This is a genomic window from Pseudidiomarina taiwanensis (assembly GCF_003987435.1).
In the GTDB taxonomy this organism is placed as follows: domain Bacteria; phylum Pseudomonadota; class Gammaproteobacteria; order Enterobacterales; family Alteromonadaceae; genus Pseudidiomarina; species Pseudidiomarina taiwanensis.
Window position 1 is genome coordinate 244,603 of the sequence record NZ_PIQG01000003.1, and the last position, 20,690, is coordinate 265,292.

Sequence of the window (20,690 nt, forward strand, 5' to 3'; positions counted from 1 at the left end):
TTAAAGAGAATAAAAAAGGCGCCAATTGGCGCCTTTTTTATTACTCAGGACGATGCCCGAGAACTTGTCCCATTCGCGTCACCGTACCTGCGGTTAGGCTTTGTTCAAATTCAATCATATCTTTCGGAAAGGTCATGACGACAGTTGAACCCAATTTGAAGTGTCCCATCTCGTCACCTTTTTTCAGCTCGATGCGCTGGCTTCCCTGAGTTGGATAGTCCCAACGATGCACATCAGGCCCAGTGGGTGGGGTGACAGTCCCTGCCCAAACGGTGCCAATACTGGCAACGATAGTCGCACCGACAAGCACCATCGCAAACGGACCTTGTTCGCTTTCAAAAATAGCAACAACCCGCTCGTTACGGGCAAATAAATTAGGTACGTTGGCAGCGGTAAGCGGATTAACTGAGAATAAATCACCGGGAATATAAACCATCCGGCGCAACACACCGTCACATGGCATGTGAATTCGGTGATAATCTTTCGGAGCAAGATAAATCGTTGCAAATTGCCCATCGCGGAATGGATGTGCATCACGCGGATCGCCGCCTAGTAACTCGGTCAGGCTGTAATCATGCCCCTTGGCTTGGAAAATACGACCTTCTTTAATCTCGCCAAGCTGACTCACCGCACCATCGACCGGGTGGGCAAAGGCTTGCTCTGCATCTGCAATCAGCGGGCGCAGTTCGGGTTTCAGTTGACGCGTAAAGAAGTCATTAAAAGTACGATAGGCCTTGGGACTTTCGTGAATGGCTTCGCTCATATCAATTTTATAGGTGCGGATAAACCAGCGGATAAACAGCTGAGTAAAAACGCCCGCGCGCGCCGCCGCAAATTTGCCCACAAGTCGTGACAGTGCATGCTTTGGCATCACATACTGAAGTTGGATTTTGAGTCGATCAAAATTCACGATTTATCCCCTCGAGGTACTACTCTTGATGGCTTTTGTTGTGCCATCGATTCAATAATTCGATGAAAATTAGCGAGCCGTTCTGGCGCTAATTCACCCTGTTCTACTGCTGCCTCAACCGCACAACCAGGGTCCCCCTGATGTTTACAGTCTCGGAATTTGCAGCCCCCCAAATATGGGCGAAAATCTGTGAAGCACCAGGCGACGCGTTCTGGCTCGAGATGCCATAACGCAAACTCCCGAATACCTGGCGAATCGATTAGGACGCCACCTTCCGGTAAGGTATAACGCGTGGCGACCGTGGTGGTATGTTGACCGAGTCCAGAACCTTCGGAAACTTGGTTCACTTGGGTCTCAACTTCAGGTAGCAGGACATTCACGAGTGACGATTTCCCCACTCCAGATTGGCCCACAACAATCGAGACGCGCCCACCAAGTTGCTGGCGCAGCGCCGACATACCAATATTCTCTTTCGCACTGACTTGGATCACTTTATAGCCAATTGCTTCGTAACGTTGCAGTGCTGAAATGATCTCATCGCGTTCTGCTGGCGCTATTGTGGCGAGCAGATCGGCCTTATTCAATATAATGATCGGGGTAATCTCAATGTCTTCACAGGCGACCAGGTAACGGTCGATGATTTGACTCGAAAACACCGGCAACACACTGCTCACAATCAGGATCTGGTCAATATTTGCCGCGACCGGTTTCACCCCATCATAATAATCAGGGCGACTTAGTAGCGAACGACGTGGCTGAACGGCCTCGATAACCCCGCTGACATTATCATTTTGTTCGGTGAGTCGATGCCAAATGACTTCATCACCGCAGACCAGAGACTCAATGGTACGACGAATATGACAGCGATGAAGCTGTTCGTTCGCATCGGCAATAATAGCTTGTTGCCCAAACCGACTGACGACAATACCGAACTCACCATGACTTGCTGTCAGGCTATCAAGCTCAGCATCCACTTCGGCCTGCTCAATCCGCTTCTTCTGATTGGCGCGCACGCGTCTTAATTGACCTTTGTTTAATCGTCGTTGTTTTGCCACAGGCTTTTAGTTTTGCGTTACACTAGGTTTATAAATAGTGGCGAATGATACACTATTCAAGCTTATTTCGCCTAAACTTCGTGCAACCTGTAATTAAAAAGAGAAGCAAATGCCTGCCACAGCTGACCGTTTAATTTGGATCGATCTCGAGATGACCGGGCTTGAGCCTGATGAGCATGTGATCATTGAAGTCGCAACGATTGTGACCGACCAGCAACTGAATATTTTGGCAGAAGGGCCCGTATTTGCGGTTCATCAAACTGCGGAAGAGCTAGCGAAAATGGATGCTTGGAATGTCCAAACCCATACTGGCTCGGGCTTAGTTGAACGGGTTGAGCAGAGTCCATTTGATGAGGCCCAAGTCGAACAACAAACTCTCGATTTTTTGCGCGAGTGGTGTACACCTAACAGCTCGCCGATGTGCGGCAACAGTATTTGCCAAGATCGCCGGTTTTTAGCGCGCCATATGCCGGAGTTAGAAGCCTTTTTCCACTATCGCAACCTAGACGTCTCAACCATCAAGCAGCTGGCGAAATACTGGGCCCCAACAGTCGCTGCAGGGTTAACGAAGAAGGGTATGCACACCGCACTTGAAGATATTCGAGAATCTATTGATGAGCTAGCGTATTATCGTGCCCACTTTTTCAACATTCAGTCATAAAGTCGGTTAAAAACGGTTGCAATGCGCCGTGAATACAGTAAAATTCGCCTCCGTTATTAGCGATGTGCTAGCGATGATATGCGGGAATAGCTCAGCTGGTAGAGCACAACCTTGCCAAGGTTGGGGTCGCGAGTTCGAATCTCGTTTCCCGCTCCAATTTCATCCCATCGCCACCAGATTCTAAGCGGGAATAGCTCAGCTGGTAGAGCACAACCTTGCCAAGGTTGGGGTCGCGAGTTCGAATCTCGTTTCCCGCTCCAAATTTCAAAAAACCGAGCCTAGGCTCGGTTTTTTATTGGTCCCTCGAAAAAATCAATCATACACCCATTCCTAATCTATAAATTGAATGGCGGCATTCGTTTATTATCGATTTTATCCTCGCAATCGCACCGTTATAGTCTATCTTGTAACTCATCAACTCAACCAAGGAGATATGAGATGACAGATACAAATAAAGGACAATGCCCAGTTATGCACGGGGCCAATACCTCACAACAAAATGATGTTCGTGCCTGGTGGCCGAATAGTCTTAACCTCGATATTTTGCATCAACACGATCGCAAAACCTCGCCTTATGGTGAAGATTTCAATTATCGCAAAGAGCTCGAAAAGCTTGACGTCGCAGCTCTAAAAAAAGATCTCAAAGACTTAATGACCGACAGCCAAAGCTGGTGGCCTGCGGATTGGGGTCACTACGGTGGCTTGATGATTCGGATGGCATGGCATGCTGCCGGCAGTTATCGCACCGCTGATGGGCGTGGCGGCGGCGGTACCGGGAATCAGCGTTTTGCTCCGCTTAACTCTTGGCCGGATAACGTCAACTTAGATAAAGCGCGACGTCTACTTTGGCCCATTAAGAAAAAGTATGGCAATAAAATTAGCTGGGCTGACTTGATGATTTTAGCCGGCAATATGGCTTATGAATCGATGGGCTTAAAGACCTTTGGCTTTGCCTTCGGTCGTGAAGATATCTGGCATCCTGAAAAAGATATTTATTGGGGCTCTGAGAAAGAGTGGTTAGATTCAACACGCTACGAAGAGAGTGATCGGGAAAGTCTTGAAAACCCACTCGCAGCAGTTCAAATGGGGCTTATTTATGTCAACCCAGAGGGCGTAAATGGTCAGCCTGACCCGCTCAAAACCGCCCATGATGTCCGTGTAACGTTTGCGCGGATGGCGATGAATGATGAAGAGACGGTCGCTTTAACTGCAGGTGGTCACACCGTTGGTAAATGTCACGGTAATGGTAAAGCGGAGCTCCTCGGTCCTGATCCTGAAGCGGCTGATGTCGACCAGCAAGGTATGGGCTGGGCGAGTAAAAATGGCAAAGGATTCGGTCGTGATACCGTAACCAGTGGCATTGAAGGCGCTTGGACCACTAACCCAACGCAATGGGATAACGGCTATTTCTATTTGCTCTTTACCTACGATTGGGAGCTCAAGAAGAGCCCAGCGGGTGCTTGGCAGTGGGAACCGATCAATATCAAAGAAGAAGATAAACCTGTTGATGTAGAAGACCCATCGATTCGCTATAACCCGATCATGACCGATGCGGACATGGCGATGATTAAAGACCCAGAGTATCGGAAGATTTCGGAGCGCTTCTATAATGACCCGGAATACTTCTCAGAGGTATTCGCCCGTGCTTGGTTCAAATTGACGCACCGTGATATGGGTCCAAAAGCTCGTTACTTTGGTCCAGACGTTCCGGCTGAAGATTTAATTTGGCAAGATCCAACTCCGTCAGGACGCACTGACTACGATGTTGAACAGCTTAAGCAAACTATTGCAGCTGCTGGATTGAGCGCGCAAGAAATGCTGGCAACGGCATGGGATAGCGCACGCACGTATCGTGGTTCAGATATGCGTGGTGGCGCCAATGGCGCTCGGATTCGGCTTGAGCCACAAGTGAACTGGGAAGCAAATGAGCCAGAGCGCCTCAATAAGGTGCTTGGGGTTTACTCCAAGATTGCAGCAGAAACAGGTGTCAGCATCGCTGATATTATTGTCCTTGCCGGCAATGTCGCTCTTGAGCAAGCCGCTGCGGCAGCGGGAGTACCGGTTTCGGTACCATTTACGCCGGGGCGTGGTGATGCGACGCAAGAACAAACGGATGGTGAGTCATTTGAAGTACTTGAACCGGTTCATGATGGCTTCCGCAACTACTTGAAGAAGCATTACGATGTCAAACCTGAAGAACTGCTTCTTGATAAAGCGCAATTACTGGGTCTAACTGCCCCAGAAATGACGGTGTTAATCGGTGGTATGCGTGTGCTTGGTTTGAATTATCAAGGTGATAGTGCCGGAGTATTTACGGACCGCGTGGGTGTGTTGAGTCAAGATTTCTTCAGCACTCTTACTGACATGCGTTACCGCTGGGAGCCAACAGGCCGCAATAGCTATGCTATCGTGGACAGAGCAAGCGACGAGAAGCGCTATACTGCATCGCGGGTCGATTTAGTGTTTGGTTCAAACTCAATCTTGCGTGCGTATGCTGAATACTACGCGCAAGACGATAACCTCGAGACCTTTATCCGTGACTTTGTTGCCGCTTGGGTCAAAGTAATGGATGCAGATCGCTTTGATGTAAAGTGATTCGGTTCATCTGGTAAACAAAAAGCCCGTCATAGCGACGGGCTTTTTTATTATTCGAATTCACTCAAAAGTGCTTCATCGACAACGCCACCATATTTATAAATGACGCCATCTTTCATCACCATATCGACATCGCGCACGATATTCATATATTTCAGCACATCTCCGCGGACGGCGATAATATCTGCGACTTTGCCGGGAGTGACTGAGCCGTAACGATCTTGCACGCCCATCATCACCGCTGGCCAATAGGTTGCGGCACGGATTGTTTCGAGTGCATCAAAGCCCATGTCGTGAACCCATACCGCCATTTCTTGCCAGGTAGACTGACAATGAAACTTCATCGGAATACCAGAATCGGTACCGACTAACATCATCACCCCGGTCTCACGCAACTGATTGATCTTGTTGCGAATGGTTGGTGTGCGTAACGGCGTTAGCTGAGAGTAACTTAAGTGCCCGGGCTTGGCGATGGATTGCTTGATATCAGCAATGGTGTCGGGCTTGAGACCGCGCTCCCAGCACGCATCATCAAGCTCTTCTGGGTTGGCGACTAAATCGGGATAGGTGAATAACCCTTCCATCGTCGGAGTCCAAAACAGCAGGCCGTCGAAGATACCTGTTGCGGTGCGCTCTACCAAGGTATCGAGGACATCCTGCGGATAGCCAGGGGCCGTTGTCAGGCCAGTATGCTCAAAGTTATCGATGCCAATTTCTACCCCAATGCGAATCTCGTCGGGTTTATGGGCATGGGCAACCACTTTCATGCCGAGCCGATGTGCTTCGTCGACAATGGCTTGGGCGACAGACCGATCCATATCGTCATGATCGATAAGTTTAACGATTTCCATCCCAGCCGCATGCAGCCGCTGCACTTTCTCTTGTGCATCCGCAATTGATTTAACTTCCCAGCGATAATGGCGTTGCCACTCGTCCACTTCAGCTTGCAAAAACGGTCCCGAAGTATACAAAGTAGGACCAGGAATTTCGCCATTGCGTAAGCGCTCTTTGATCGCTACTGAGTCCTCTAAAGGTGCGCCTAAATCGCGGACACTGGTAATGCCTGCGAGTAATAATTGAACCAGTGCTGCCGGCATGATTTCATCCACTTGGCGGTCGCGATAGGCTTCTTGCCAATGGGTATAATTGGCGTGTCCAACCAGCATAATGTGGGCATGACTCTCCCATAAACCCGGCATGACATCATGACCTTCAGTTGAGACAACACGGTAGCCTTCAGGTACTGGGAGCGAGTCAGTATTACCGACTTGCTCGATGATGCCGTCGTTGATCAAAATCACGCTATTGCGTATCGGTAACTCCGCGGTACCGTCAATTAAACGGCCGCCGACCAAAGCAATTTTCTCGGCAAACGCAGGGCTGCTGGTTGCTAACAAGGAGCCGACCAGCGCGGCTGCAGCTAAAAGTTTGGGGAATGGGCGCATAAGTAAAACCTCAAAATCTACAAGGACTTTCACCGTACGCCCTCGGATTTGCCAATGCAATACCGTTAATCGTAGAAATTGATCGTTACAAAGCTTTCAGCATCGCCCAGAAAATCCGCAACCAGCCGAGGATAAAGGCAGCTCCACCGAGAGGTGTAATTGGACCGAACCATTTTTGCCCAGTTAGCGCGAGCAGATAGAGACTGCCCGAAAACAATAAAATTCCAACGGCGAGCAGGATTCCACCACTGCGTAAGCCCTTTGCTTGCGGGTAGGCATGGGTGAGTGCAGCGACAAAAAGTAAGCCCAGTGCATGATAAATCTGATATTGCACTCCGGTTTGAAAGACCGCCAGAGCATTCGCTTCAAGTTGCGTTTTCAGCGCGTGGGCGGCAAAGGCGCCAAGGGCGATCCCCACCGCCATGTTAAATGCCCCGAGTAAGGCAAAAATCCGTACCATACGGTTCTCACTTATCGACATAGTTAAGGTTAGAGAAAAATTTTATTGACAAGAATTCATTTGCACTCTATATCGTCTTTGTCTTTCATAAAGACCTGAAAATTACTATTTCCGTGGTTGTTAGTTTAAAGGATGGGTTAAGCATGGCAACAGTTGACCGCGAACAAATTATTCGGAAGCCGTTTAACGACTTCAAAAACTATCCTTATGGGTTTGCTCGCTCGGGTGACTTTTCAATTCGGGAGAGTGACTTGCTGTTAAAACATGGCAGCTTAGCGTTAGCGCTGATGAATAGCGAAATTGAGCCTGAGTCAGCTGAAGAGCAATCGCTGCTCGCGGTAGCACTGGGGCAGAAAGCGGCAGAAACGCCACTAGAGAAAGCCTGGAGCAAATACTTAGCGCGGATTAACCGTCCTAAAGTCGGTAGCATGTATGGTCGCAGTCGACCGAACGATGAAAGCTTCGAAATGAGCGGAGCCGATGACGACGACTTGGTCATGGAAGATTAAAAAGGCGCCTTGCGGCGCCTTTTTTGTGGGTGACTTTTAATTTTAAGTCGGAGGTTACTGAGTTTCTTGCTCTCGCTTGATAGCGCGATGCGCAATATCAGTTCGATAGTAAACATCGTCCCAGTTAATCTTGGCTACGCCCTGATAAGCTCTGGCTTGTGCCGTGGTGACATTGTCACCCAAGGCCGTTACGCACAATACGCGTCCGCCTTGCGTCGTCACTTCACCTTGTTCGTTTTCTGCAGTGCCCGCATGGAAGACTTTGATATCGCTATCTTTGATCGCGTCTAAACCGTGGATCACATCACCTTTACGATAACTCTCGGGGTAGCCGCCTGCGGCCATCACCACCCCAACCGTTGCGCGCGGATCAAAGGCAATATCCTGTCCAGCTAGGCGTTGCTCACAGGCCAGTTGGCAGAGTTCCACCAAGTCAGATTGTAAGCGCATCATAATCGGTTGTGTTTCAGGGTCACCGAAGCGACAGTTGAATTCGAGCACTTTAGCGGTGCCATCGGGTGCGACCATTAAGCCAGCATAGAGAAAGCCAGTGTAGGGGTGGCCTTCAGCAGCCATCCCCGCAACCGTCGGCTCAATCACATGTTGCATGACCCAATCATGCACACTCGGAGTCACCACAGGCGCAGGAGAGTAAGCGCCCATACCGCCAGTATTCGGGCCCTTGTCGCCATTATCACGGGCTTTATGGTCTTGGCTGGAGGCAAAGGGCAGTGCTGTTTTACCGTCTACCATAACGATAAAGCTGGCTTCTTCGCCTACTAAAAATTCTTCAATGACCACCCGACTCCCGGCATCACCAAATTTGTTCCCTGCCAACATATCGTCAATAGCGGCGAAAGCCTCGGCTTCGGTTTGCGCAATAATAACGCCTTTCCCCGCAGCTAAGCCGTCTGCTTTAATGACGATTGGGGTACCATGTTCGCTGACATACGCTTTGGCCGCGTCAATCTCGGTAAAGGTTCCATATGCTGCCGTGGGGATCTGGTGGCGTGCCAGGAAGTCCTTACTAAAGGCCTTTGAGCCTTCTAACTGGGCCGCACCTTGGGTTGGGCCAAAGATCGCAAGTCCAGCTGCGCGAAAACGATCGACGACACCAGCAACAAGGGGCGCCTCAGGACCAACAATTGTCATGCCCACTTGGTGCTCTTGGGCAAAGGCTAATAAAGCATCAATGTCCTCTGCCGCAATTGCGACATTGGTGAGTTTTGCTTCATGTGCTGTTCCGGCGTTCCCAGGGGCAACAAAAACATGCTCAACTTGCGGTGATTGCGCAGCTTTCCACGCTAAGGCATGCTCACGGCCGCCGCCACCGATAACCAATACATTCATCTCAATTTAATCCTTCGTTGCAGGCTTTTGAAATTTCAACGTGAAGCGATCACTTTCGCCAATGGCAAGATATTTTTCCCGATCTTGATCTCCGAGTCGTAACGATGGTGGTAAGGTCCAAACGCCACGAGGATGATCGGCAGTATCGAGTGGGTTAGCGTTGATATCGCTGCTCGCGACGAGTTCAAAGCCCACTTCTTCGGCAATACGAATGGCAAGGCTTTCTTTCATATAGCCGCTAGTTAGCATGTCTGCATCCGGACGCTGCTCGGGTAAACGGTGCTCAACGACCCCCAATACCCCACCCGGTTTAAGGGCAACATAGAATTGCTGGAACGCACTGCGAATGGCGGCTTCTTCACCGCCCATATACCAGTTATGCAAATTGCGGAACGTTAATACCATATCCGCGCTCGCATCTGGCGCAATGGCGACCTCACCGGAAGGAGAGAACTCAGTCAAGACAATGTTGCTAAAGTGACTGTCACTGGCAATTCGCTCCGCGAAAGCAGCCCGTGAGCGTTGATAAAATTCACGGTCGCTATTGGCCGGGAAATGTGCCGCGTAAAGCTGGCCTTGGTCCGCGAGATAAGCCCCAAGTATTTCGCTATACCAACCACCGCCAGGAGATATTTCGACGACCGTCATATCGGGCTTGATACCGAAGAACTCGAGTGTTTCGACCGGGTTGCGATATTGATCGCGTTGTTTGTTACGTTCGCTACGGCTGGTATTGTCGATCACACTCGCAACACTTTTGACCGACTGCTCAGCCGCAGCGTTCTGCTCGGCTTGGCAGCCTTGCAAGGCAAAGCTGGTCGCACAGATTAAAGAAATCAGTAAAGCTCTTTTCATTTTGCCTACCCCTTTTATTGATCAGTGCCGGAAGTGGCGCATTCCAGTAAAGACCATCGCAATGCCATGCTCATTCGCGGCTTGAATAATCTCTTCGTCACGAATTGACCCACCGGGTTGAATAATGGCTTTGATACCTGCCGCAGCTGCTGCATCTATGCCGTCACGGAAGGGGAAGAAGGCATCTGATGCCATCACCGAACCTGCCACTTCGAGATTCTCGTCCGCTGCCTTAATGCCGGCAATTTTTGCACTATAGACTCGGCTCATCTGCCCAGCTCCAACACCAATAGTCATTCCGTCTTTGGCGTATACGATGGCGTTTGATTTAACAAATTTAGCGACCTTCCAGCAAAACAGCAAATCTTCCAGTTGCGCTTCTGTCGGAGCCACTGCAGTGACGACTTTAAGATCGGCCGCGGTAATCGCGCCTTGATCACTATCTTGTACCAGCAAGCCACCATTTACCCGTTTGAAATCTAAGCTGGCGGCGCGTTCAACTGGCCATTCACCACACGCGAGTAGGCGAACATTTTGTTTGGTCGCAACCATTGCTTGCGCATCAGCACTCACGCTTGGAGCAATAATGACTTCGACAAACTGTTGCTCAACAATAGCTTTTGCGGTGGCTGCGTCTAACTCGCGGTTAAAGGCGATAATGCCACCAAAGGCTGAGGTTGGATCAGTTTTAAAGGCACGCTGATAGGCATCAGTAATTGACTCACCGATTGCGACGCCACATGGATTGGCATGTTTGACGATCACACAGGCAGGCTGGGTGAATGATTTTACGCACTCAAGCGCGGCATCGGTATCAGCGATATTGTTGAACGATAACTCTTTACCTTGCAGCTGTGTTGCGGTTGCAACGGATGCTTCAAGTGGTTTGTGCTCGGCATAAAAGGCAGCGCTCTGATGACTGTTTTCACCATAACGCAGGTCTTGTTTTTTGCGGAATTGAGCATTGAACGTGCGTGGAAACTTTGATTCGGCACCGGCTAACTTAGCGCCAAAATAATTCGCAATCATGCCATCGTATTGTGCGGTGTGCTCAAATGCTTTAATCGCGAGATCGAATCGAGTTTCGAGGGTGAGGCTACCCTCATTAGCGGCCATTTCGGCTAATACTGCAGGGTAGTCATCGGCGTTGACGATAATGGTCACATCACGATGGTTCTTTGCAGCCGCGCGAACCATAGTCGGACCACCGATATCGATATTTTCAACGGCATCTTCATGGCTACAATCGGGGCGCGCAACCGTTTCGGCAAATGGATAAAGGTTTACGACGACCATATCGATCGGAGTAATTCCTTGCGCGGCCATTACCGCTTGGTCTTGGTCACGACGAGCGAGGATACCGCCATGGATTTTCGGGTGCAGAGTTTTAACTCGACCATCCATGATTTCTTCTTGCCCGGTATGCTCAGAAACATCCGTTACCGCGATATCATGTTGGCGCAGTAGTTTTGCAGTACCGCCGGTCGACAAAATATGAATACCACGCGCGACGAGTTGTTGCGCAAATTCAACAATACCGGTTTTGTCAGAGACACTGAGAAGAGCTGTTTTGATGACCCGATGTTCCATTGTAGTTTCCACTTAGCTAATTTGATGGTTGCGATAACGGCTAAAGGTTAAACAAAAAAAGAGCACATCAGTGCTCTTTTTCAGTGGCTTAGTTCATGCCATATTTTTTCAATTTTTTGCGTAAAGTGCCGCGGTTGATACCTAACATAGTTGCGGCTCGAGTTTGATTGCCGCGAGTATAGGTCATTACTTCTTCAAGCAGTGGCGCTTCAACTTCGGCCAGAACCAATTCATACAATTCTTCTGGGTCTTGGCCATCAAGCTGTTTCAAAAACGAGTGGATAGCTTGTTTTACTGAATCACGCAGTGGTTTCGGTTGAGCATTTTGGCCCAAAGTAGTGAATGGAGAAACTCGGTCACGATTCGTATTTTGATCAAACATAGGTGCGCTCTATCTCTTCTAGTTTACTGTGGTAAAAAAATCCGCCAGGGCGTCAAGTTGCTCTGAAGCAGACTCGATCGTCATAAAATGACGGCGAAAATCTTGTGCTGGTTGCTGTGCCTCGAGGTACCAACCAACATGTTTCCTTGCAATCCGAACCCCTTTAATGCCACCGTAGAAATCGTGTAAGCGGGTGACATGTTGCAACACCACTGCTCGCACTTCTTCGTTACTTGGGGGCGCTAATTTGGTCCCGTTTTCAAGGTAATATTTTATCTCTCTAAACAGCCATGGATTACCTTGGGCACCGCGACCAATCATGATTGCATCTGCGCCCGTGTATTCCAGCACCTGCTGGGCTTGCTCAGGGGTTCGAATGTCCCCATTGGCCACCACAGGAATCGCAACCGCTTGCTTGATCGCTTTGATGGTGTCGTATTCGGCTTCACCCTTGTACATACACGCTCGGGTTCTACCATGAACTGCCAAAGAGGCGATTCCTGATTGCTCAGCAAGCTTTGCAATCGCTACACCATTGCGGTTTTCTGGGTCCCAGCCGGTACGGATCTTTAACGTTACCGGTACCGTTACGGCTGCAACCACGGCTGCCAGAATTTCAGCAACTAAGTCGGGGTACTGTAAAAGTGCCGACCCAGCCATTTTTTTATTCACCTTTTTGGCCGGACAGCCCATATTGATGTCGATGATTTCAGCACCGTTGGCAACATTATGTTGTGCTGCAAGCGCCATCAGTTCAGGCTCACACCCAGCGATTTGAACAGCTTTTATGCCCGGTTCGTCGGCATGCCCCATGCGTTTTTGCGACTTCTCAGTGCGCCAGGTATCGGGATTGCTCGAGAGCATCTCGGATACCGTTAGGTCTGCTCCCAAGCTTCGACATAGTTGTCGAAACGGGAGATCAGTTACCCCGGCCATTGGCGCAAGGATTACGGGCTTGTCAAATTGATAAGGTCCGATCCGCATCGGTTAAAAACTGTTCAACTTAAGGGTCGGAAATTTTATGGAATTTAGACTCAAATGAAAAGCCAGATTTTGCTTAAAACCTGGCTTTTTTGCATTTTTCTGACTTGACAAATTCGCTGCTAAGGGCTTTTGCGGCGCCCATGCAGCATCATCCATTCAGCCTGTTGCTGGGGTGGAGTAAACTCAAATTCAGTTTGGTAAGCAGCCATTACCGCTTCAGTTTGGGTACTGAGGATCCCTGACATGACCAATTCGCCCTGCTGGTCGACGAAACCCGCAATCACTGTGGCGAGCTCTTTGAGTGGTCCGGCGAGCACGTTGGCGAGCACGATATCAGCTTTAAGCTCAGGTTGTTGCTCGGGCAAGTAGAGCTCGAGTTTATCCGCGACACCATTGCGCTCGGCATTTTCACGACTAGCGATCAGGGCTTGCTGGTCAATATCGATACCAATCGCTCGTTCTGCACCAAGTAACAGCGCAGCGATCGCCAAAATGCCCGAACCACAACCGAAATCTACGATGGTTTTACCATTGAGGGGTTGCTGGTCGAGCCAAGCCAGACACAAGGCTGTGGTGGGGTGGGTGCCGGTACCAAACGCCATACCTGGGTCAAGTAGGATGTTGACCGCCTTAGGGTCAGGAATATCCCGCCAACTCGGGCACACCCATAACCGTTCACCAAACTTAATGGGATGGAAGTTATCCATCCATTCGCGCTCCCAGTCCTTATCTTCAATGGCGTCGGTTTTATAACTGAAATCGTCAGCAAAAAATTCAGACTGTGCGAGGTGTTTGATGATAGGTTGCAGATCCGTTTCAGCATCAAACAGCCCAGTAACTAAGGTTTCATGCCAAAAAATGGCTTCGCCTTTGGGCGGCTCAAAAATAGGATTGTCTTGCGCATCACGAAAAGTAACCGCAAGCGCACCGAGCTCAGTTAAAAGCTCGCCGACTTGCGGTGCATGGGCCTCAGATGCGGCAACAGTGAGTTGAATCCAAGGCATGAGTTAGTGATTCATCCCCAGTTTTTTCTCAAGATAGTGGATGTTGGTGCCACCGTGCTGGAAGTTCTCATCGGCCATAATATCTTTTTGCAGTGGCACGTTTGTTTTGATGCCTTCGATGATCAATTCATTTAAAGCATTACGCATCCGTGCAATCGCCACATCGCGGTTTTCACCGTAGGTGATCAATTTACCGATCATCGAATCGTAATTTGGCGGCACTTTATAGTCCGCATAAACGTGAGAATCCCAGCGTACACCTAAACCGCCTGGTGGGTGGAAACGCGTAATCAGCCCAGGCGAAGGAATAAATGTGTTTGGATCTTCAGCGTTGATTCGGCATTCGATCGCGTGCCCGCGAATCACCACGTCTTCTTGCGAAAATGACAGTGGACGGCCGGCTGCAACGCGCAACTGTTCTTTAATCAAATCAATCCCAGTCACCATTTCTGTCACAGGGTGCTCAACCTGAATCCGAGTGTTCATCTCGATGAAGTAAAATTCACCGTTCTCGTATAAAAACTCGAAGGTTCCTGCACCGCGATAGCCGATTTCAACACACGCGCGAGCACAGCGTTCGCCGATATACTTACGCATTTCAGCAGTAATTCCTGGAGCTGGCGCTTCTTCTACGACTTTCTGGTGGCGGCGCTGCATTGAGCAGTCACGTTCACCTAGATAAACCGCATTACCTTGTCCATCGGCCAGTACTTGAATTTCAATATGGCGTGGATTTTCAAGGAATTTTTCCATGTAAACCATAGGGTTACCAAAGGCTGCACCTGCTTCAGCTTTGGTCGTGCTAATGGCCTGATTGAGCTCTTGCTCGCTTCGAACCACGCGCATTCCGCGCCCACCGCCACCACCGGCGGCTTTAACGATGATCGGATAACCGATGCGCTTGGCAATTTTTTTGTTCTGCTCTGGATCATCTCCAAGGGGTCCGCCAGAACCGGGTACACACGGAACCCCAGCCTTCTTCATGGCTTCAATTGCAGAGACTTTGTCCCCCATCAACCGAATCACATCCGCCGTTGGACCGACAAAGGTAAAGCCAGAGTTTTCCACCTGTTCAGCGAAATCCGCATTTTCGGCCAGAAACCCATAGCCTGGATGAATCGCAGCCGCGTCGGTAATCTCCGCGGCACTGATAATGCGCGGAATGTTTAAATAGCTTTCGGTGGCTGGCGCATTGCCGATACAAATCGACTCGTCAGCCAGGAGCACGTGTTTGAGGTTTCGATCCGCAGTCGAGTGCACAGCAACTGTTTTTATCCCGAGCTCCTTACAAGCTCGAAGGATACGTAATGCAATCTCACCGCGATTGGCAATCACTACCTTATCTAACATGATGGTATCCTACTGGCTGCGGCTATTCGATGATGAAAAGTGGTTGGTCAAATTCGACCGGCTCGCCATTTTCAACCAAAATTTCTTTTACCGTTCCGCTCTTATCGGCTTCAATTTGGTTCATCATTTTCATCGCTTCGACGATACAGAGTGTCTCACCTGCTTTAACCTGTGAACCGACTGTCACGAAATCAGCAGCGCCTGGTGCAGGAGCGGCGTAGAAGGTTCCAACCATAGGTGAACGAACCACGTGACCGCTCAGTTCTGGTGCGCTTGGTTCTGCTGCAGCTGGCGCGGCTGGAGCTGCTGCAGGCGCTGGTGCCGGGGCAGCTACGGGCGCTTGCACCTGGTATTGCATTGGCATTGCGGTAGGTTGACCGCCGCGATGGATACGAACTGACTCTTCGCCTTCAGTAATTTCTAATTCAGCGATGCCAGATTCTTCGACTAATTCAATCAGTTTTTTAATTTTACGGATATCCATGCTGTTTCTTAACCTCAATTTTCAGCGCGCTGCTGTTTTGTTAAATAATCATGTGCGGCTTGCAGAGCAAAGCCGTAACCAGCGGTTCCGAGACCACAAATCACCCCAACTGCAATGTCAGACAAATAAGAATGGTGGCGGAATGGCTCGCGGGCATACACATTGGAAATATGAACTTCGATAAATGGAATTTTTACACCACTAAGGGCATCACGAAGGGCAACACTCGTGTGCGTGAGTGCTGCGGCATTGAGCAAAATAAAATCGACTTTTGATTTAGCTGCTTCTTGAATCCAATTCACCAACTCATGCTCGGCATTCGACTGCCGACAATCCAAGGTGATGTCGAGTGCAGAGGCCTGATGCCGCAGCGACGCCTCAAGCTGAGTGAGCGTTTCTGCACCATAGATCTCAGGTTCGCGTTGGCCGAGCAAATTTAAATTTGGACCATTAAGCACTAAAATGCGTTGATGTATCGGTTTTGTTGTCATTTTGCTGCGATCTTCGTCGATTGTGCCTGTTTTTTCTTGGACTGCACAATTTCCGTCAGTTCAAGGCAAATTTAACGTGTGATTTTGTATTATAGACAAAAATTCCAGTTAAGCAGCAAAATACTGGTCTTATCACCGATTTTAGCTAGTTTTTCTCAACAGCTACTGTGATTATTTGATGGCGCTCAAGATGCGCTAGAAAGTCTTCTGCATCAAGAAAGCCGGTCAGGCGAGCAGATCTTATTTCCTCTCCAGCACGAAAGAACATGACGGTGGGCAAGCCCATCACTTGGTAGGTTTCCCAAATTTGATTATTAACCGGGTTATTTGCGGTCACATCTGCTTGCAGTACCCGCATGTTAGCGAACACCTCTTGCACTTGTGGATTGCTAAAGGTCTCACGTTCGAACTCTTTGCAAGCGACACACCAATCGGCGTAGAGGTCGAGCATGACCACTTGCTGATTCACCTCAGCTTCGCGTAGTTCTGCGGTAATGCTAGCGACTGAGTCGACCTGAATAAAAGCATAGTGTTGTCCGCTCGGCTGCGGCCACCAACTGTAGCCAAGTACAGTGATAATGACGAGCACCACCGCACTAAAGCGACGTGCAGCAGCACGAGTCAGATCAAAAAAGCTCGTTGCGCTCAAGTAGGCACCGGCGAACGCGAGAAAGCCGATGTAGAGCCAGTCGGCCAGCGTCACGTTGACCAAGCGCTCAACAAAGATCAAGGCAACGCCCAGTAAGACTACGCCGAATAGGCGCTTAATCGTGTTCATCCACGCACCGGCGCGCGGTAAGAGCTTGCCCCCGGTGGTGCCAAACAGCAGCAGTGGAATGCCCATTCCGATACTCAACGCATAGAGTGCTGAGGCACCGACCACCACATCACCTGATTCTGCAATAAATAGCAGGATCGCCGATAGGGGGGCAGTGGTGCATGGTGATGCTACGAGCCCAGACAAAGCCCCCATAATAAATACGCTACCATGGGCTCCGCCCTTTTGTTGTTGGCTCAGCGCATAGATTTTCTGTTGCCAGCTACTGGGTAGTTGCAACGTGAACAAGCCCAGCATACTCAGCGCAAGTAACACAAAAATCCCTGCAAGAATGCCCAGCACAATTGGGTGTTGCAGCATGGCTTGATATTTCATGCCAGCGAGCGCGACCACCACGCCAAGGGCGGAATAGGTTACGGCCATCCCTTGCACATAGCTTAACGACAAGGTCAGTGCTCTTCGGGTCGGTAATGCTTGCTGGCGTTGTTGACCAAAGATAATCGCTGAAATAATCGGATACATTGGCAGCACGCATGGAGTAAAAGCGAGGCCAATACCTAAGCCAATAAAAATAATTAAGGCCAGCCACAGTGGCTGCTGGTTTAAGTCAAATAAACTTGGAGCTGAACTAGTTTGGCTATTGGCGACTAGCTGTTCAAAATTAATCGAAGTTCCGCCGTCGCTGGCGACGGCGCTTAAATAAATGGTCTTGTCCGTGGGCGGATAACACAAGCCGGCATCGGCGCAGCCTTGATAGCTGATCACAAATTCTTGGTCTGCACTGGCCTCAGCTAAAGTATAAGTCAGGCTCACACTGTCGCGGTAAATGATGGTTTCACCAAAAAACTCATCAAAGTGAGCCTCACCCGCAGGCAGTTGCGGCTGCTCACTCAACTGCACCGGGCTTTTGACAATAAAACGATGTTGATACAGGTAATAATCAGGTTCGATTTGCCAGGTGAGGGTGAGCGTCTTGCCCTCTTGACGAAAGTCAAATTGGAAGGCTTGGTCGACCGGTAAAAACTGGGTCTGATTCGCAAACGGATCGGCGTCAGGGAATTGAAAGCTTTGTGCTTCGGCTCGAGGGAGCATCACCAGCACGGTGCATAACAGGACGTAACGCAACAGAGAGATCACAGTTTGCTCCACTATTAACTTGATGAATTCGTTGCGGTGGTAACGTCAGCAAGCCACTGTAGATAAGCAGGACTGCCTTCACTAATCGGTACTGCAACCAACTCAGGTACATCATAGGGGTGTGATTCTTGCACGAGATGGAACAACTCGTCTAGTTTTGTGGTGGTGGTCTTAATGGCTAACATCACTTCGTCATCGGCGTGCAAATGACCGTCCCACCAGTACATGGATGTTGTTGCTGAGGATATGTTGACGCAGCCTGCAGCGCGCGCCCGCAAGACTTTTTCCGCGATTGCTTTCGCAGTATTTTTATCTGGACAACTACACAATACGAGACGGTAGTCATGAAGCATCGGTATATCTCCTCGGCAAATTAGAATCCTCAGTATACGAAAAACAAAAAAAATTTTTAGTCCTAACCCTTGAGTTCGACAAAATACCCCCCATAACTGTGGCACTACTCTTTTAGCGGCCCAGAAATTGGGCATTGTTATCAACCCACAACTTAGGTTTAGGAGTTATCAAAGATGAAACTTCGTCCTTTACATGATCGTGTGATCATCAAGCGCCACGAAGCAGAAACCAAATCTGCTGGTGGTATCGTGTTAACCGGCTCAGCTGCCGAGAAGTCCACTCGCGGTGAAGTCGTTGCTGTCGGTAATGGCCGTATCTTAGATAACGGCGAAGTGAAAGCGCTCGACGTGAAAGTTGGCGACAAAGTGTTGTTCAACGAAAGCTACGGCGTGAAAACTGAGAAAATCGATGGTGATGAGTACCTCATCATGAGCGAGTCAGACATTCTCGCTATCGTTGAAGGTTAAGTGATAGCACGCAAAGATCTGAAAAGAGGAAAAAATTATGGCAGCAAAAGAAGTAAAATTTGGTAACAGCGCACGTCAGCGCATGCTCAAAGGGGTTAACGTTCTTGCTGACGCGGTTAAGGTAACGCTCGGTCCGAAAGGCCGCAACGTGGTACTTGATAAGTCTTTCGGTGCGCCAGTCATCACTAAAGATGGCGTGTCAGTTGCGAAAGAAATCGAGCTTGAAGACAAGTTCGAGAACATGGGCGCGCAGATGGTTAAAGAAGTTGCGTCAAAGGCAAATGATGAAGCCGGTGACGGGACCACGACTGCAACCGTGCTTGCCCAAGCGATTGTGAACGAAGGTTTGAAAGCAGTTGCAGCGGGTATGAACCCGATGGACTTAAAGCGTGGTATCGACAAAGCAGTTTTTGCTGCTGTTGAAGAACTTAAAGCGCTTTCTAAGCCATGTGATAACACTACTGCAATCACACAAGTAGGGACTATCTCAGCCAACTCAGATAGCACCATTGGTGAAATCATCGCTAAGGCGATGGAGAAAGTGGGTCAAGAAGGCGTCATCACTGTTGAAGAAGGTCAGGCGCTGCAAGACGAACTTGACGTGGTTGAAGGGATGCAATTCGACCGTGGTTACTTGTCGCCATACTTCATCAACAACCAAGAAAACGGCACCGTTGAGCTAGAAAGCCCGTTCATCTTATTGGTGGATAAGAAAGTATCAAACATTCGCGAATTGCTTCCAGTACTCGAAGGCGTCGCGAAAGCTGGCAAACCATTACTGATTATTGCTGAAGATGTTGAAGGCGAAGCGCTTGCAACTTTGGTGGTCAACAATATGCGTGGCATCGTTAAAGTTGCGGCAGTGAAGGCGCCTGGTTTCGGTGACCGTCGTAAAGCGATGTTGCAAGACATCGCGGTGTTAACTGGCGGTACTGTGATTTCAGAAGAAATCGGTATGGAACTCGATAAAGCGCAGTTGGAAGACCTAGGTACTGCGAAGCGTGTGGTGATTAATAAAGATAACACCACCATTGTTGACGGTAACGGTGACCAAGCTGCAATCGAAGGTCGCGTAACGCAAATTCGTCAGCAAATCGAAGAAACGACTTCAGATTACGACCGTGAAAAACTGCAAGAGCGCCTTGCTAAGCTTGCTGGCGGTGTTGCAGTCATTAAAGTAGGTGCGGCAACTGAAGTTGAAATGAAAGAGAAGAAAGCACGCGTTGAAGACGCTCTGCACGCAACTCGTGCGGCAGTCGAAGAAGGCGTGGTGCCTGGTGGTGGTGTTGCCTTGGTTCGTGCAGCAAGCAAACTTGCTGACTTGCGTGGCGACAACGAAGACCAGAACGTTGGGATCAAGCTTGCGCTACGAGCGATGGAAGCACCATTGCGTCAAATCGCGACTAACGCTGGCGCCGAAGGCTCAGTGGTTGCAAACAACGTGAAAAATGGTGAAGGTACCTACGGTTACAACGCCGGTACTGACACCTACGGTGACATGCTCGAAATGGGTATCTTGGATCCAACCAAAGTAACTCGTTCAGCAATTCAGTTTGCAGCATCAATTGGTGCACTGATGATCACCACCGAAGCGATGGTTGCTGAATTGCCGAAAGACGATGCTCCAGCTGCACCAGATATGGGCGGCATGGGTGGCATGGGCGGCATGATGTAAGCAGCCCAGTCCAAGGCTAAAAGGAAACCTCATCGAGCGCGAGCTCGGTGAGGTTTTTTTATATGCAGTCGTCAAACTCACTAATTTGTTGGGGATATGGACACATACTAGAGTCCAATGACTTTTATAACCATCTGAAAAATAGAGATAATAT

The 20,690-nt window shown here is 49.4% G+C and carries 20 protein-coding genes and 2 tRNA genes; 7 read left to right on the forward strand and 15 right to left on the reverse strand.

Features of this window, described 5'->3' with window-relative positions:
• Window positions 1-40 precede the first annotated feature (40 nt).
• Together asd and rsgA are read right to left on the reverse strand one after the other, a co-directional pair.
• Complete coding sequence (asd, locus tag CWI83_RS07885; RefSeq protein ID WP_126827908.1) at window positions 41-871, reverse strand: archaetidylserine decarboxylase; 831 nt, start codon at window positions 869-871, stop codon at window positions 41-43.
• Between the two features lie 35 nt (window positions 872-906).
• Window positions 907-1,965, reverse strand: coding sequence for a small ribosomal subunit biogenesis GTPase RsgA (gene rsgA / locus CWI83_RS07890; protein WP_126827844.1), 1,059 nt, complete (start codon window positions 1,963-1,965; stop codon window positions 907-909).
• 109 nt (window positions 1,966-2,074) lie between these two features.
• Here rsgA and orn point away from each other — a divergent pair, with 109 nt between their 5' ends.
• From orn to katG, 4 genes are all read left to right on the forward strand, one after another.
• Entirely contained in the window at window positions 2,075-2,626 is a 552-nt protein-coding gene (gene orn / locus CWI83_RS07895; protein WP_126827846.1) for an oligoribonuclease, read from the forward strand.
• 80 nt (window positions 2,627-2,706) lie between these two features.
• A tRNA-Gly gene (locus tag CWI83_RS07900) sits at window positions 2,707-2,782 on the forward strand.
• Between the two features lie 28 nt (window positions 2,783-2,810).
• A tRNA-Gly gene (locus tag CWI83_RS07905) sits at window positions 2,811-2,886 on the forward strand.
• A 178-nt stretch (window positions 2,887-3,064) separates the two neighbouring features.
• Entirely contained in the window at window positions 3,065-5,221 is a 2,157-nt protein-coding gene (katG, locus tag CWI83_RS07910; protein WP_126827848.1) for a catalase/peroxidase HPI, read from the forward strand.
• Between the two features lie 50 nt (window positions 5,222-5,271).
• On the opposite strand, the gene CWI83_RS07915 is transcribed toward katG, so the two are convergent.
• On the reverse strand, window positions 5,272-6,666 hold the full coding sequence (locus tag CWI83_RS07915; RefSeq protein WP_126827850.1) for an amidohydrolase family protein: 1,395 nt from the start codon (window positions 6,664-6,666) through the stop codon (window positions 5,272-5,274).
• A gap of 85 nt (window positions 6,667-6,751) precedes the next feature.
• On the reverse strand, window positions 6,752-7,126 hold the full coding sequence (locus CWI83_RS07920; RefSeq protein ID WP_126827852.1) for a DUF423 domain-containing protein: 375 nt from the start codon (window positions 7,124-7,126) through the stop codon (window positions 6,752-6,754).
• A 143-nt stretch (window positions 7,127-7,269) separates the two neighbouring features.
• Between CWI83_RS07920 and CWI83_RS07925 the strand changes: the two genes are divergently transcribed.
• On the forward strand, window positions 7,270-7,635 hold the full coding sequence (locus CWI83_RS07925; protein ID WP_126827854.1) for a MaoP family protein: 366 nt from the start codon (window positions 7,270-7,272) through the stop codon (window positions 7,633-7,635).
• 54 nt (window positions 7,636-7,689) lie between these two features.
• Here the strand turns inward: CWI83_RS07925 and purD are convergent, their stop codons facing one another.
• From purD to cutA, 11 genes are all read right to left on the reverse strand, one after another.
• Complete coding sequence (purD, locus tag CWI83_RS07930; protein WP_126827856.1) at window positions 7,690-8,985, reverse strand: phosphoribosylamine--glycine ligase; 1,296 nt, start codon at window positions 8,983-8,985, stop codon at window positions 7,690-7,692.
• Window positions 8,986-8,991: 6 nt separating this feature from the next.
• On the reverse strand, window positions 8,992-9,840 hold the full coding sequence (locus tag CWI83_RS07935; RefSeq protein WP_126827858.1) for a class I SAM-dependent methyltransferase: 849 nt from the start codon (window positions 9,838-9,840) through the stop codon (window positions 8,992-8,994).
• Window positions 9,841-9,861: 21 nt separating this feature from the next.
• On the reverse strand, window positions 9,862-11,430 hold the full coding sequence (gene purH / locus CWI83_RS07940; RefSeq protein WP_126827860.1) for a bifunctional phosphoribosylaminoimidazolecarboxamide formyltransferase/IMP cyclohydrolase: 1,569 nt from the start codon (window positions 11,428-11,430) through the stop codon (window positions 9,862-9,864).
• A gap of 88 nt (window positions 11,431-11,518) precedes the next feature.
• Window positions 11,519-11,812, reverse strand: a complete 294-nt coding sequence (gene fis / locus CWI83_RS07945; RefSeq protein ID WP_126827862.1) for a DNA-binding transcriptional regulator Fis — start codon at window positions 11,810-11,812, stop codon at window positions 11,519-11,521.
• Between the two features lie 18 nt (window positions 11,813-11,830).
• The gene (gene dusB / locus CWI83_RS07950; RefSeq protein ID WP_126827864.1) at window positions 11,831-12,796 is read right to left on the reverse strand and encodes a tRNA dihydrouridine synthase DusB; all 966 of its coding nucleotides are present in this window, start codon (window positions 12,794-12,796) and stop codon (window positions 11,831-11,833) included.
• A gap of 119 nt (window positions 12,797-12,915) precedes the next feature.
• Complete coding sequence (prmA, locus tag CWI83_RS07955) at window positions 12,916-13,800, reverse strand: 50S ribosomal protein L11 methyltransferase (RefSeq protein ID WP_126827866.1); 885 nt, start codon at window positions 13,798-13,800, stop codon at window positions 12,916-12,918.
• A 3-nt stretch (window positions 13,801-13,803) separates the two neighbouring features.
• The gene (gene accC / locus CWI83_RS07960; protein ID WP_126827868.1) at window positions 13,804-15,150 is read right to left on the reverse strand and encodes an acetyl-CoA carboxylase biotin carboxylase subunit; all 1,347 of its coding nucleotides are present in this window, start codon (window positions 15,148-15,150) and stop codon (window positions 13,804-13,806) included.
• 22 nt (window positions 15,151-15,172) lie between these two features.
• Complete coding sequence (accB, locus tag CWI83_RS07965) at window positions 15,173-15,634, reverse strand: acetyl-CoA carboxylase biotin carboxyl carrier protein (RefSeq protein WP_126827870.1); 462 nt, start codon at window positions 15,632-15,634, stop codon at window positions 15,173-15,175.
• Between the two features lie 14 nt (window positions 15,635-15,648).
• Window positions 15,649-16,125, reverse strand: coding sequence for a type II 3-dehydroquinate dehydratase (aroQ, locus tag CWI83_RS07970; protein WP_126827872.1), 477 nt, complete (start codon window positions 16,123-16,125; stop codon window positions 15,649-15,651).
• A 145-nt stretch (window positions 16,126-16,270) separates the two neighbouring features.
• Window positions 16,271-18,040 carry a protein-disulfide reductase DsbD gene (locus CWI83_RS07975; protein WP_241969908.1) on the reverse strand — a complete coding sequence of 590 codons (1,770 nt, stop codon included), beginning with the start codon at window positions 18,038-18,040 and terminating at the stop codon, window positions 16,271-16,273.
• 14 nt (window positions 18,041-18,054) lie between these two features.
• Entirely contained in the window at window positions 18,055-18,393 is a 339-nt protein-coding gene (gene cutA / locus CWI83_RS07980) for a divalent-cation tolerance protein CutA (RefSeq protein ID WP_157980383.1), read from the reverse strand.
• A gap of 174 nt (window positions 18,394-18,567) precedes the next feature.
• On the opposite strand from cutA, the gene CWI83_RS07985 reads away from it, so the two are divergent.
• Together CWI83_RS07985 and groL are read left to right on the forward strand one after the other, a co-directional pair.
• Window positions 18,568-18,861, forward strand: coding sequence for a co-chaperone GroES (locus CWI83_RS07985; protein ID WP_126827875.1), 294 nt, complete (start codon window positions 18,568-18,570; stop codon window positions 18,859-18,861).
• 37 nt (window positions 18,862-18,898) lie between these two features.
• Window positions 18,899-20,536 (forward strand): chaperonin GroEL, encoded by a 1,638-nt coding sequence (gene groL / locus CWI83_RS07990; protein WP_126827877.1) that lies wholly within the window; start codon window positions 18,899-18,901, stop codon window positions 20,534-20,536.
• Window positions 20,537-20,690 lie beyond the last annotated feature (154 nt).